The organism is Mycobacterium sp. (assembly GCF_051006775.1).
GTDB lineage: Bacteria > Actinomycetota > Actinomycetes > Mycobacteriales > Mycobacteriaceae > Mycobacterium.
Genome location: NZ_JBPCSX010000113.1, coordinates 1 through 12,533, shown reverse-complemented (window position 1 = coordinate 12,533; position 12,533 = coordinate 1). Strand labels below are relative to the sequence as shown.

Below are 12,533 nucleotides of genomic sequence, written 5' to 3'. Positions count from 1 at the left end.
ACCAGCCGGCGCAGCAGGGCCTTCTCCGCGACGATGCCGGCGTAGTAACCGGCGTTGGCCGCGGTGGGCACGGTGGAGATCAGCGTGTGCAGGTAAGGCGCTCCGCCGATCCGGCGCAATAGACCTCGGCGATCCAACTCGGCGGCCACCGTGACGGCGTCGGCGGGCTCACCGCGGCCGTAGAGGTCAAGGATCGAGTCGTAGACGTTCTGATGAGCCGGGCGGTAGAAGTCGCCGGGACGCAGCCGCTCGAGAACGTCGGCGATCGCGTCCTTGCTGAGCAGCATTCCGCCGAGCACCGATTGTTCAGCGGCCAGGTCCTGCGGGGGCTGGCGACCGAATTCCTCTGCGCGGGGGGACGAGTCCGTCCCCTGCTGTCCGAGATCGTCTACGACCGCCATCGGGCTGCCCCACCTCCTCTCGACTGGTCCATCCGCCGCATCGAACCCACGTTCGATCCAACAGGTTCACGGTAAGTCGGAGCACTGACACGATCGTGCGATCGTGTCCCCCGCCCGTGCTGCCGAGGGGCAACGCTAGACGTTGCTGGCGCTGCCACAAACCACGCCTGTTAAGCAATCTGTTAGTGGCCTGTGCATAGGTACCGGCAAGCGTGTTGGCGGGTTGGGGATAACCTGTGGATCGCTGTGTAATTGCAGATCGTTTTTGCACGTAAACCCAGATTAACCGGCATCCACCGCTGTGCATGGCAAGTGGATCGGCGTGTCGGCCGAGGTGGCCGTTCCGGGCGTGTTGCATTGCGGTTGCCAAAGCAACGAGTTAACGGGTGGTTACGTTAACTACCGTCACACTGGCACACCCCATTCGCTGGGAAAGAAAAAATTCCCCGGCGACGGCCTGGGCCGTCACCGGGGAATTTCCGGGTTCGTCGGGGCCTATTGGCCGACTACCTCCAAGGTCACCTTCACGTCCACCTCGGGGTGCAGGTGCACCTCGACGGTGTGTGTGCCGGTCTCCTTGATGTGGGCCTTGGGCAGGTGCACCGAACGCTTGTCGATGCTCGGGCCACCGGCCTTCTTGATCGCCACGGCGACGTCGTTGGCGGTCACCGAGCCGAACAGCTTGCCCGCGTTGCCCGCGGTCTTGGCCGACAGCGAGATGGGCCCCAGCGCAACGATGGCGGCCTTGATCTCGTCGGCGTGCTCACGGTCGTGCACCCGCTTGGCGTCACGGGCCCGGCGGATCTCATCAGCCTGCTTCTGCGCGCCTCGGGTGGCCACGATGGCCAAACCGCGCGGTAGCAGGAAGTTGCGTCCGTATCCGTCCTTGACCTCGACGGCGTCGCCGGCAGCTCCCAGATGGTCGACCTCAGCGGTCAGAATCAGCTTCATCTTCTCGCTCCTGCTCTACCGCGTCGCCGAGGTGAACGGCAGCAAGGCGACCTCACGGGCGTTCTTGACGGCGATGGCGATGTCGCGCTGATGCTGCACGCAGTTACCCGTGACCCGGCGGGCGCGGATCTTGCCGCGCTCGCTGATGTAGGTGCGCAGCAGCGAGGTGTCCTTGTAGTCGATGTTCTGCAACTTGCCCTTCTTGGAGCAGAACACGCACTTGCGGGTCTTGATCGGCTTGTCCGGAAGCGGACGCCGCTTGGTGGGTTTGGCTTTAGCCATCTTGTGATCTCTTTCGTTCTCGTACCGCGCGCTGAGCGCGCGTTGGTTGTGTCAGAAGGGCGGTTCGTCGTCACTGCCGCCGAACGAACCCGAAGCCGGGGCGCTGCCCCAGGGGTCTTCCGCGGATTCCTTTGCCGCAGGCCGGTTTCCGCCACCGCCGCCGCCGGAGCCGGCACCGAAGCCACCGCCACCACCGCCGCCGCGAGAGGCTTTGTTAACCTTCGCGGTTGCGTAGCGCAGCGAGGGCCCGATCTCGTCGACCTCGAGCTCCATGACGGTGCGCTTCTCGCCCTCTTTGGTCTCGAAGGACCGTTGCTTGAGACGGCCGGTCACGACGACACGTGAGCCCCGGGTGAGGCTCTCGGCGACGTTCTCGGCCGCCTCCCGCCAGATGCTGCAGCGGAGGAACAGCGCTTCGCCGTCCTTCCACTCATTGCTCTGGCGGTCGAAGGTACGCGGGGTGGACGCCACCGTGAAGTTGGCGACGGCCGCACCGGCCGGCGTGAAGCGCAGTTCGGGGTCGGCGGTCAGATTTCCGACGACGGTGATGGTCGTTTCACCGGCCACGGTTTCCTCCTGACATTTGGCGTCCTCCTGGACTTGGCGAGCGGATGTGGATGCGAGCCTACGTAGGGGCTCCGACGCTTCGCGGCAGTTCTAGTGCTTGTCGGTCCGCATCACCTTGGTCCGCAGCACCGACTCGTTCAGGTTGAGCTGACGGTCGAGCTCGGACACGGTGGCCGGAAGTGCCTTGACGTCGACGACGGCGTAGATGCCCTCGGCGTGCTTGGCGATCTCGTAGGCCAGTCTGCGTCGGCCCCAGATATCGACCTTGTCGACCGAACCGCCGTCACTGCGGATCACGTTGAGAAACGTGTCCAGGGACGGGGCTACGGTGCGCTCGTCGAGAGTGGGGTCGAGAATGACCATGATTTCGTATGGACGCATGGAAACCTCATCACCTCCTATGGTCGTCGCGGCCACACCCGATTGGTGTGACAGGAGGGTCGCCTGCGTCGGCAACCGGCTCAGGCTACCGCAGGGCGGCCTGATCAGGGAAATCAGTCCCGCTGAGCGGAGTACTCCCGGGCCAGCTCCACTATCTGCGCGGACGCTGTGGCCAGACTTCCCGAGTTGAACGGAGGCTGCGGGTCGTATTCGATCATCAGCTGGCTGGCCTCGGCGGCCTGCCGGTCGACGAGCAGTTCAACCAGTCGCAGCGCCATGTCGATACCGCTGGACACCCCTGCCGCGGTGATGATCCGCTCCGGTAGGTGCTCAACCACCCGATCCTCGGTGTAGACGGCGCCCAGTGACGCCAGGATGTCCCGGGTAGACCAGTGCGTGGTGGCGGTCAGCCCGTCGAGCAGGCCGGCAGCGGCGAGCACCAGACTGCCGGTGCACACCGACGTGGTGAACAGCGTCTGCCGGTGCACGGCGCGCACCCAGTCCAGGATCTCCGCGTCCTTGATCAGTGCCCGGGTGCCCACCCCGCCTGGAATCACCACCACGTCGGGCTCGGTCACCTCCTCGAAGGTGGCGTCGCAGATCAGCCCGAGCATCCCGTTGTCGGTGCGGATCTCGCCGCACCGGTGGCCCACGAAGACCACATCGATGGACGGGATCCGCTGCAGCACCTCATAGGGGCCGATGGAGTCCAGCGCGGTGGTCCGCGGAAAGAGGGCGATCGCGACCTGCATCGAATTTCTCCTTTATCGGGGGCGCACCCGCGCCGCGTGGCCTCAGTGCTGCGGGCCAGCGGGCGGGAAAGTTGTCGGGGGCCCGGTCAGGGGCATTGTCGAACACCCCGCCGGCGGGGTCATCGACACCGTGCCGGCGGACCAGGTCCTCTGCGGGACGGTAGATCTGGCGGATCACCAATGCGATCAGCACCAGCACCGCGATATCGCGCAGCAAAACGGTCGCGGTGAACCACTGCTCGGGAAGGCCCTTGTTCTGCTCGCCGTAGAGGTAGAGCATCCGGGGCACCCACACCAGCGCATCAATGGTCATCCACACCAGCAGGATTCGCCGATGCGGCAGCGCGAGCACCGCCAGTGGCACCAGCCACAGCGAGAACTGCGGGCTCCACACCTTGTTGTACAACAGGAATGCCGCGACCACCAGGAAGACCAGCTGCGTCAGCCGGGGACGGCGCGGGGCGGTAAGCGCGATGTAACTGATTGCGGCACAGCACAACAGGAAGGCGGCGGCGACGACGGTGTTGAGCAGGATCGGCGGCTGCCAGAATCCGAGACCGGAGTCGAAACCCTTCCAGTCGGTGAACGACTTGACGACGTTGTACAGCGAGTCCATGTCGTCGCCGCGGCGGCTGTTGAGGCGGAAGAACTCCGACCAGCCTCGCGGGTAACTGACTGCCACCGGCAGATTGATCAGCAGCCACGTCGCTACGGTCACCAATGCGGTGCGAACCGCATCACGCAACCGGCCGGTGCGCAGGCCGAGAAGGAACAGCGGGAGCAACAGCAGCACCGGGTACAGCTTGGCCGCGACGCCGAGCCCGATCAGCAGCCCGGCCAGCGCCGGTCGCCGTCGAGCCCAGGCCAGCAGTCCCCCGACCGCCAAACCCGTTGCCAGCGCGTCGAAGTTGGTGAAGATCTGGAAGATCAGGATCGGTGATGCGGCCACCAGTGCGGCGTCCCAGATTCGCCGGCCGGCGAGCATCGCGGTCGCCCACACGGTCGCCAGCCAGGCCAGCGCCAAACCGAATGCCGCGATGTTGAAGAACATCACCACCTCGGCGACACCGCTGAGTGTGTTGCTCCCGGTGGCCTTCGCGACCGCGGTGTAGGTCTTCGCCAACGCCATCGACAGGTACTGGTAGACCCCGGTGAGCACGGGGTACTCCATGTAGCGGACCGCGGTCGTGCCGTCGTACTGAGTCTTCACCTGGCCCTTGGAGTCGGTCTCCAGCCAGCTCGACTTGTACGGAAACTTGCCCTGGCTCAACAACTCCGCGCCATACAGCGGCACGGTGTCGGAGTAGCACAGCTCGTAGTAGGCGCGCTGGTTCTGCCAGTTGGCCACCCGCTGCTCGGGGGTTCCGCTGCCGATGGTCTGCAGGCAGGGCGACTTGGTGGACCAGCCCAGGGCGAGGAACACCAGCGCGATGAGGAACATCACCCGCAGCGGGGTGAACACCCGGGTGCGGCCGATCAGGGCGTGGCGACCGACTGGCCCGCCGACGACCTCCGAGAATGCCGCCGCCATCGCGTCGGTGCGACTGGGCAGATCGCGCTCGCCATCGCTGCGCAGATCCTCGGCGAGCGGCGCCGGAGAAACGGTCGACCGGGTGTGGTCCGACGCCGGGGAGTCGACCAGGCGGGTCACGGTGCCGGCGGCGCTGCCGGAACAGGTTCAGGCGGCGGAAGCGGGGCGGGTTCCGGTGGTGGCGGCGGCCCGAACGGCCCCGGGTCCCCCGGTGGCGGTGGCGGGCCCAGCGGGATGGTGACACCCGGCAGGATCTCGATGCCACCGGGCGGCGGTGGCGGGAGTGGAACCCCGGTGTCCGGCGTCGGCGGGGGCGGGGGTGGGGGCGGCGGTGCCGGCACCCCGGCGTAACCGCCCACCTCGGTGGGGGTGGGGAACGATTCGAAATCGGAGCCCCGCAACGCCCCGTCCATGGTCGCCTTCCAGATGTCGGCCGGTAGGCCGGAGCCGTAGACCGAGCCGCCCCAACTGTTCACCAGGGGTTTGTCACCCTTGACCGTGCCCACCCAGACCGCCGTGGACAACTGCGGGGTGAAGCCGACCATCCAGGCGTCCCGGTTGGCGCCGGTGTCACCGAGTTGATGGGTGCCGGTCTTGGCCGCCGCCGGGCGCCCGCCGGCCAGGGTGTGTCCGTTGGACCATCCGGGAATCGGTTGCATGGCCGCGATGACGTTATCGGCCACCGCCTTCTCGATGCGGCGTTCGCCGGCGTTGTCCTCGTTGGTGACGTCGAAGAGCACCTCGCCGTCGGCGTTGACGACCTTCTGCACGAAGTGCGGCCGGTGGTAGATGCCCGAGGCTGCGATGGTCGCGTAGGCAGAAGCCATGTCGATGACGCGCGTCTCGTACTTACCGAGCACCACACCCGGTGCGGCCGGACCACCCAAACCGTCCTCGGACAGGGTGTGCTCCACGCCCGGGAAACTCTCCGGAACGCCGGCGCGGTGCGCGGCATCGGCCACATCCTGCGGGCCGTTCTTGAGCTTGAGCATCAGCCGGTAGTAGACGGTGTTCAGCGAGCGCTTGAGTGCCTCAGCGATATTGCAGGTGCCGCAACTCTCACCCTCGGAGTTGTTGATCGTGAGCTTGTCGTCAACCTTCAGCGGCGCGCTGTCCACCTGATAGCCCAGGCCCATGCCCTGCTCGAGAGCCGCGATCAACGCGAACACCTTGAACGACGAACCCGTGGGCAGCCCGCCCTGGGCGTAGTCCCAGCCCGTCGCGTCAGTACCGCCGTAGTACGCCTTCACACCGCCGTTGCGCGGATCGATGGAGACCACCGCGGTGCGCATCTCGGGCATCTGGCCGTCCATATAGGTGGTCGCGGCGTCCTCGGCAGCATTCTGCGCCTGCGGGTCGATAGTGGTGGTGATCTGTAGGCCCTGGGTGTTCAGCGTCTGCTCGTCGATGTTGAACAGTTCGAGCAGTTCCTTGATGACCTGCCGTTCGATCAGCCCATTGGGTCCGGAGGCGATGCCTTCAAGCTTCATCTGATCCGGCGAAATGGTCTCCGGAAATACCTGCTGCGCGCGTTCATCTTTGGACAGCGCCCCGATGGTGACCATGCCGTCGAGCACCCAGTTCCAACGCTTCTCGGCCGCTGCACGATTCACCGCGGGATCAAGCCCCGAGGGGCGCTGGATCAATGCAGCCAAGAGGGCGCCCTCGGCAACGGTGAGCTGATCGACCGGCTTGTCGAAGTAGGCATTCGATGCCGCGGAGATACCGTAGGAGCTGCGTCCGAAGTAGATGATGTTCAGATATGCCTGCAGCACTTCGTCTTTGGACCACTGCTGAGACATCTTGGTGGAGATCACCAGTTCCTTGGCCTTGCGGATCAAACCGCCGAGGCCGGATCTCTGGTCGCCGACGAGCGCGTTCTTGACGTACTGCTGGGTGATCGTCGAGCCGCCCTGGATGTCACCGCCGAAGAGGTTGTTACGGATTGCGCGCGCGAAGCCTGATACCGAGAAGCCGGGGTTGGTGTAGAAGTCACGGTCCTCGGCGGCCATCACCGCGTTGCGGACGTGGACCGGCACCTGGTCAATGTTGACGTCTACCCGATTGCCCTCGGGCGGAACGACTTTCGCCAGTTCCGAGCCGTCACTGGCCAGGATCGTCGACACCTGGTTGGTGCGGATATCGCCGGGCTTGGGGACGTTGACGATCACGTAAGCCATTCCGAAGGTGACCAGCGGAAGCACGACGAACACGACCAGTGCGGCGGCCAGCCAGCGCCGAACACTCCAGCCCCGAACACGGTGCAGAATACTGCCGAAAGGCGACTCGCCGTCATCACCGCCGACGTCGACCGGTGATTTCGGAGCTGCCGGCGGCGGCGGCGATACAGCGGTCCGCTCTTTCGGCGCGGCGGCCGGCGCAGCCGATGTCGGTGGGGCGGGCTTGCGGTCCATGGCGGCTTTGACTTCGTCGAGCTGATCTCGCGGCGACGTCTGTGCGCCGCCCTCGCGCACCGGCGCGATAACTGCCGTCAACCGGTCATCGGGTGGGATCGGCAGGCGCACCGTGGGGTCGACGGCACCGTCGCCGCGGTGCCGTCCGGCCGCCGCGGCGGCTTCGGATGACTCGTCGAGGTTTTCGTCGTTATTCACTGGCCGTCCGTGCTCCCGAGCGCTTGGCCGGTTTGACCGTCCGGGGTGCTCCGAGCACATAGGACTTGACCAGATGATTCCAACTGCAGGTACGGCAGACCTCGACCACGTGTACTGCGAACTCCTCGAAACGGGTGGCCAGCAGGACCAACTCCTCGGCGTTGCGCGCAGACCCGGAGACAGCGCCCAGATGGTCACCAAACACCCACGACACCAAGGTCAACTGCTCCTTGCGACAGATCGGGCACATCACCGCGCTCTGCTTGCCGTGGAACTTGGCTGCCCGCAACAGATAGGGGTTGGCGTCGCATACCTCTGTGACGCCGGTGCGCCCGGAGTAGACCGCGGCCAGCAGGGAACGCCGCTGAAGCGCGTAGTCCACCACCTGCCGCTGCAATCGCACGGTGACCAGAGTACGTCGACGGTGTGGCGGCAGGTATGTGACCGGCCCGGCTACTCCTACGATCAATTAGTGGCGACTGGGCAGACGGCGAACACGCGGGCCAGGGACAGCGATCGCAATGACACGTGTCAGATCCTCGACACCGCGCTGGCCGAGGGCCAGCTCTCGATGGCCGAACACGGGCAGCGGGTCAAAGCCGCCACCAGTGCGGCCACCCTGGGTGATCTGCGGGGGCTGGTCTCGGATCTGCAGACCGGCAATGCACCGGTGCAGCTGCCCGACCTCACGCGTCGAAAGCTGGAAGTACCCGGCTCCAAGGCCGGCTGGGGGATGCGGGCCGCGGTGGGCGCGGTGCTGGTGGCGCTTGGTATCGGAATCGGTTGGGGCCTTTACGGAAACACCAGTTCGCCGCTGAGCTTGACCGGCGATCCCGGTGCCAAGCACGACGGCGTCGCGCCGGTGGTGCTGACTCCGCCGCGTAAGTTGCAGTCACTGGGCGGTCTCACCGGCCTACTTGACCAGATTCGCACGAAGTTCGGTGACACCCTCGGCTACCGCCTGGTGATCTACCCCGAATACGCGGTGATCGACCGTCCAGATCCCGCTGATGATCGTCGCACGTTCAGCTACTACTACCGCGGCGGGTTCGGTGACCCGACAGCGTCGGCTAAGAGCGGGGATATCCGCACCGTCGACCTGGCGAAGTTCGACGCCACGGCGATCATCGGGGTGCTTCGCGGGGCTCCGGAGACCCTGGGGATCCGCAAGGCCGATGACATCAAGAGCACCTACCTGATCATCGAACCCTCCCGGGACCCGACCAGCCCCGACGCGGTGTCGATCTCGATCTACATCTCCAGTGAGTTCGGCAGCGGTTACCTCCAGCTCGCCCCGGACGGCACGGTCAAGAACATCAGCTACCCCTGACGCCCAGCGTGACGCTGGTCCCCACCAGCTGTTTTGGCGGTGAATATATCGCTCCGATACAGTTGGCCTAACTGTTACTGATCCCTAACGGCCGATGCAATCAGGAGGTGACTCGCGTGCTGGAACTGGCTGTTCTCGGCCTTCTGCTCGAGTCCCCGATGCACGGTTACGAACTGCGCAAGCGGCTGACCGGCCTGCTCGGCGCGTTCCGCGCGTTCTCCTACGGGTCGCTCTACCCGGCATTGCGCCGGATGCAGACCGACGGCCTGATCGCCGAGGACGCCGCGCCCGAGGGCACCGCGGTACTGCGCCGTGCGCGGCGGGTTTATCAACTGACCGACGCCGGCCGCCTGCGCTTCACCGAACTGGTAGCCGACACCGGGCCGCAGAACTACACCGACGATGGCTTCGGGGTGCACCTGGCGTTCTTCAACCGCACCCCGGCCGAGGCCCGGATGCGCATCCTGGAGGGGCGCCGCCGCCAGGTCGAGGAGCGCCGCGAGGGCCTGCGCGAGGCCGTGTCCCGCGCCAGCAACTCCCTGGACCGCTATACCCGGCAGCTACATCAGCTGGGTCTGGAATCCAGCGAGCGCGAAGTCAAGTGGCTCAACGAACTGATTGCCGCGGAGCGGGTGGCGCAGAGCCTCCCCGAACACGGCGTCCAAAGCTGAACAACCGTCACACCCGGAGTGGAAGTACAAGAAGGAGACCGTCCCATGACGAACGAAGTGCGCGTCGCCATAGTCGGCGTTGGCAACTGCGCGTCCTCACTGGTTCAGGGCGTGCGGTACTACCAGGACGCGGACCCGCGCGCGAACGTCCCGGGTCTGATGCACGTGGAACTGGGCCCGTACCACGTGCGCGACGTGAAGTTCGTCGCCGCCTTCGACGTTGACGCCAAGAAGGTCGGCTTCGACCTCTCCGAGGCGATCTTCGCGTCGGAGAACAACACCATCAAGATCGCCGATGTGCCGCCGACCGATGTCGTCGTGCAGCGCGGCCCGACGCTGGACGGCATCGGTAAGTACTACGCCGAGACCATCGAGCTGTCCGACGAGGCCCCCGTCGACGTGGTGAAGGTCCTCAGGGACGCTCGCGTCGACGTCCTGGTGTCCTACCTGCCGGTGGGTTCCGAAGAGGCCGACAAGTTCTATGCGCAGTGCGCCATCGACGCCAAGGTGGCGTTCGTCAACGCGCTGCCGGTGTTCATCGCCTCGGACCCGGTGTGGGCCAAGAAGTTTGAAGATGCCGGCGTACCGATCGTCGGTGACGACATCAAGAGCCAGGTCGGCGCAACCATCACCCACCGGGTGATGGCCAAGCTGTTCGAGGATCGCGGCGTCACGCTGGACCGCACGTATCAGCTGAATGTCGGCGGCAATATGGACTTCAAGAACATGCTCGAGCGTGAGCGCCTGGAGTCCAAGAAGGTTTCCAAGACCCAGTCGGTCACCTCGAACCTGACCGGTTCGCTGGCCGGGAAGGTCGAGGACAAGAACGTCCACATCGGGCCGTCCGACCACGTCGCCTGGCTCGACGATCGCAAGTGGGCCTATGTGCGCCTCGAGGGCCGCGCCTTCGGTGACGTGCCACTGACCCTGGAGTACAAGCTCGAGGTGTGGGACTCGCCGAACTCGGCCGGCATCATCATCGACGCGGTGCGCGCGGCCAAGATCGCCAAGGACCGCGGTATCGGTGGGCCGATCATCCCGGCTTCGGCCTACCTGATGAAGAGCCCGCCGAAGCAGTTGGCCGACGATGTCGCGCGGACCCAGCTCGAAGAGTTCATCAAGGGATAGTTCCCCGCACCGAAAGTGCGCTCAGATCGCGATTTCTCGCCTGAGATCCGATCCGGGCGCATTTTCGCGTTATATAGAGCCCATGATCTCCGACGACGAACTGCTCTCCCTCGACGAGTTCGCGCTGCTGCCCGAGAACGCCGCGCAGGCAGGCCTGACAGGTCCGCTGCCGGCGGTCACCCGGATCGAACGAGGTCCGATCAGCGCGCTGCAGTGGGGTTCACCGGATCAGGCGCGCGTGGTGTTCCTGCACGGCGGAGCCCAGAACGCGCACACCTGGGACACCGTCGTCCTCGGCCTGGGTCTGCCCGCCCTGGCCATCGACCTGCCCGGCCACGGACGCTCGGCGCGCAACGCCGACGGCGACTACGGACCAAAGCTCAACGCGGTAGCCGTCGAACCGGTGGTCCGGGAACTGGCGCCTGACGCCGATCTGGTGGTCGGCATGTCGCTGGGCGGGCTGACCGCGATGCGGTTGGCGGTGGCTGCACCTGAGCTGGTGCGCAAGCTGGTCATGGTGGATGTCACCCCGTCGGCCCCGCAGCGCCACGAGCAGATGACCAAGGCCCAGATGGGTACGGTTGCGCTGGCCCAGGGTGAGCGCATCTTCCCCAGCTTCGACGCGATGCTCGAGGTAACGATGGCTGCGTCTCCGAGCCGGTCGCGGGAGTCGTTGCGCCGCGGGGTCTTTCACAACTCCAGACAGCTCGACGATGGAACCTGGACCTGGCGCTACGACACCTTCCGAAAGGGCGAGGGGTTCGAAGGTCTGTGGGAAGACGCCGCCGAACTGCGGGTGCCCACCACGCTGGTCCGGGGCGGCAGGTCATTCTTCGTCAACGACGATGATGCTGCGGAGTTCGCCCGTATAGCGCCAGGTTTCGAGCAGGTGATCGTTGTACCGGACTCCGGGCATTCGGTTCAGGGCGATCAGCCGCTGGCTCTGGTGGAGATCCTGCGGTCAGTGCTTGACTGAGCTGTGACCACTCCTCCGGGGAACTTCCCCATCCGCATCGGCGTCCAACTGCAACCGCAACACTCCAGCCACTACGGCTACCTCCGCGACGCGGTGCGCCGATGCGAGGACATCGGCGTCGACGTCGTCTTCAACTGGGACCACTTCTACCCGCTCTACGGCGATCCGGACGGCGCGCACTTCGAGTGCTGGACCATGCTCGGCGCCTGGGCCGAGCAGACCTCACGCGTCCAGATCGGCGCACTGGTGAGTTGCAACTCCTACCGCAACCCCGAACTTCTGGCCGATATGGCGCGGACGGTGGATCACATATCCGACGGCCGGCTCATCCTGGGTATCGGGTCGGGGTGGATGAAGAAGGACTACGACGAGTACGGGTACGAGTTCGGAACCGCCGGCAGCCGGCTCGACGACCTCGCCGCGGCGCTGCCTCGGATCAACGCCCGGCTGGCCAAGCTCAACCCCGCGCCGACGCGCAAGATCCCGATCCTGATCGGTGGGCAGGGCGAACGCAAGACACTGCGGCTGGTCGCTCAGTACGCCGATATGTGGCACAGCTTCACCAACGCCGAGACCCACCCCGGCAAAGCGGCGGTGCTCGACGCACACTGCGCAACCGTCGGCCGCGACCCAGCGACCGTCGAGCGATCCTCCGGTGTGGAGGGCCGCGACCCGGAAACGCTGATCGCCAATGCCGAGGCGTTGGCAGGCTTGGGCGTGACGCTGATGACGGTCGGATGCGACGGGCCCGACTACAACCTTGGCCCGGCCGAGACGCTGATCCGCTGGCGGGACAACCGCTGAGAACTGCTTGCCTACTGAGAACTCGCCGCCGTCGCCAGCAGGCAGTTAGACTGGCAAACCATGTCAGAGCCCCAGCAGGTCACCCAGTTGGCGGCCGACATGCAGCGGATCCTGCCGAAGCTGATCCTGGTGATGCGGCGCGGCGAT

General features: G+C 65.8%; 14 protein-coding genes. 5 read left to right on the top strand and 9 right to left on the bottom strand.

Features of this window, described 5'->3' with window-relative positions:
* The 9 genes from ACR2JI_RS08435 to ACR2JI_RS08395 form a co-directional block, all read right to left on the bottom strand.
* Nucleotides 1-401: DnaB-like helicase N-terminal domain-containing protein (locus ACR2JI_RS08435; protein ID WP_526389630.1), on the bottom strand; the 401-nt coding region annotated here is incomplete at its 3' end.
* Nucleotides 402-896: 495 nt separating this feature from the next.
* Entirely contained in the window at nt 897-1,352 is a 456-nt protein-coding gene (rplI, locus tag ACR2JI_RS08430) for a 50S ribosomal protein L9 (RefSeq protein ID WP_526389629.1), read from the bottom strand.
* Between the two features lie 15 nt (nt 1,353-1,367).
* Entirely contained in the window at nt 1,368-1,634 is a 267-nt protein-coding gene (gene rpsR, locus ACR2JI_RS08425; protein WP_526389628.1) for a 30S ribosomal protein S18, read from the bottom strand.
* A gap of 51 nt (nt 1,635-1,685) precedes the next feature.
* Nucleotides 1,686-2,201 (bottom strand): single-stranded DNA-binding protein, encoded by a 516-nt coding sequence (ssb, locus tag ACR2JI_RS08420; RefSeq protein WP_526389627.1) that lies wholly within the window; start codon nt 2,199-2,201, stop codon nt 1,686-1,688.
* 90 nt (nt 2,202-2,291) lie between these two features.
* Nucleotides 2,292-2,582: a 30S ribosomal protein S6 gene (rpsF, locus tag ACR2JI_RS08415; protein WP_526389626.1), complete on the bottom strand. Its 291-nt coding sequence runs from the start codon at nt 2,580-2,582 to the stop codon at nt 2,292-2,294.
* Between the two features lie 113 nt (nt 2,583-2,695).
* Entirely contained in the window at nt 2,696-3,334 is a 639-nt protein-coding gene (locus tag ACR2JI_RS08410) for a DJ-1/PfpI family protein (protein ID WP_526389625.1), read from the bottom strand.
* Complete coding sequence (locus ACR2JI_RS08405) at nt 3,273-4,976, bottom strand: glycosyltransferase family 87 protein (protein WP_526389632.1); 1,704 nt, start codon at nt 4,974-4,976, stop codon at nt 3,273-3,275. The genes ACR2JI_RS08410 and ACR2JI_RS08405 overlap by 62 nt, the downstream gene beginning before the upstream one ends.
* A gap of 5 nt (nt 4,977-4,981) precedes the next feature.
* Nucleotides 4,982-7,537, bottom strand: a complete 2,556-nt coding sequence (locus ACR2JI_RS08400; protein ID WP_526389624.1) for a transglycosylase domain-containing protein — start codon at nt 7,535-7,537, stop codon at nt 4,982-4,984.
* Nucleotides 7,470-7,880 carry a DUF5318 family protein gene (locus ACR2JI_RS08395; protein ID WP_526389623.1) on the bottom strand — a complete coding sequence of 137 codons (411 nt, stop codon included), beginning with the start codon at nt 7,878-7,880 and terminating at the stop codon, nt 7,470-7,472. The genes ACR2JI_RS08400 and ACR2JI_RS08395 overlap by 68 nt, the downstream gene beginning before the upstream one ends.
* A 69-nt stretch (nt 7,881-7,949) precedes the next feature.
* Between ACR2JI_RS08395 and ACR2JI_RS08390 the strand changes: the two genes are divergently transcribed.
* From ACR2JI_RS08390 to ACR2JI_RS08370, 5 genes are all read left to right on the top strand, one after another.
* A complete protein-coding gene (locus tag ACR2JI_RS08390; RefSeq protein ID WP_526389622.1) occupies nt 7,950-8,807 on the top strand; it encodes a DUF1707 domain-containing protein in 858 nt (285 codons plus the stop codon).
* A 116-nt stretch (nt 8,808-8,923) separates the two neighbouring features.
* Complete coding sequence (locus tag ACR2JI_RS08385; RefSeq protein ID WP_526389631.1) at nt 8,924-9,478, top strand: PadR family transcriptional regulator; 555 nt, start codon at nt 8,924-8,926, stop codon at nt 9,476-9,478.
* Nucleotides 9,479-9,523: 45 nt separating this feature from the next.
* Nucleotides 9,524-10,606 (top strand): inositol-3-phosphate synthase, encoded by a 1,083-nt coding sequence (locus ACR2JI_RS08380; RefSeq protein WP_526389621.1) that lies wholly within the window; start codon nt 9,524-9,526, stop codon nt 10,604-10,606.
* 82 nt (nt 10,607-10,688) lie between these two features.
* Complete coding sequence (locus ACR2JI_RS08375; protein WP_526389620.1) at nt 10,689-11,582, top strand: Rv0045c family esterase; 894 nt, start codon at nt 10,689-10,691, stop codon at nt 11,580-11,582.
* A 3-nt stretch (nt 11,583-11,585) separates the two neighbouring features.
* A complete protein-coding gene (locus ACR2JI_RS08370) occupies nt 11,586-12,386 on the top strand; it encodes an LLM class F420-dependent oxidoreductase (RefSeq protein WP_526389619.1) in 801 nt (266 codons plus the stop codon).
* Nucleotides 12,387-12,533 lie beyond the last annotated feature (147 nt).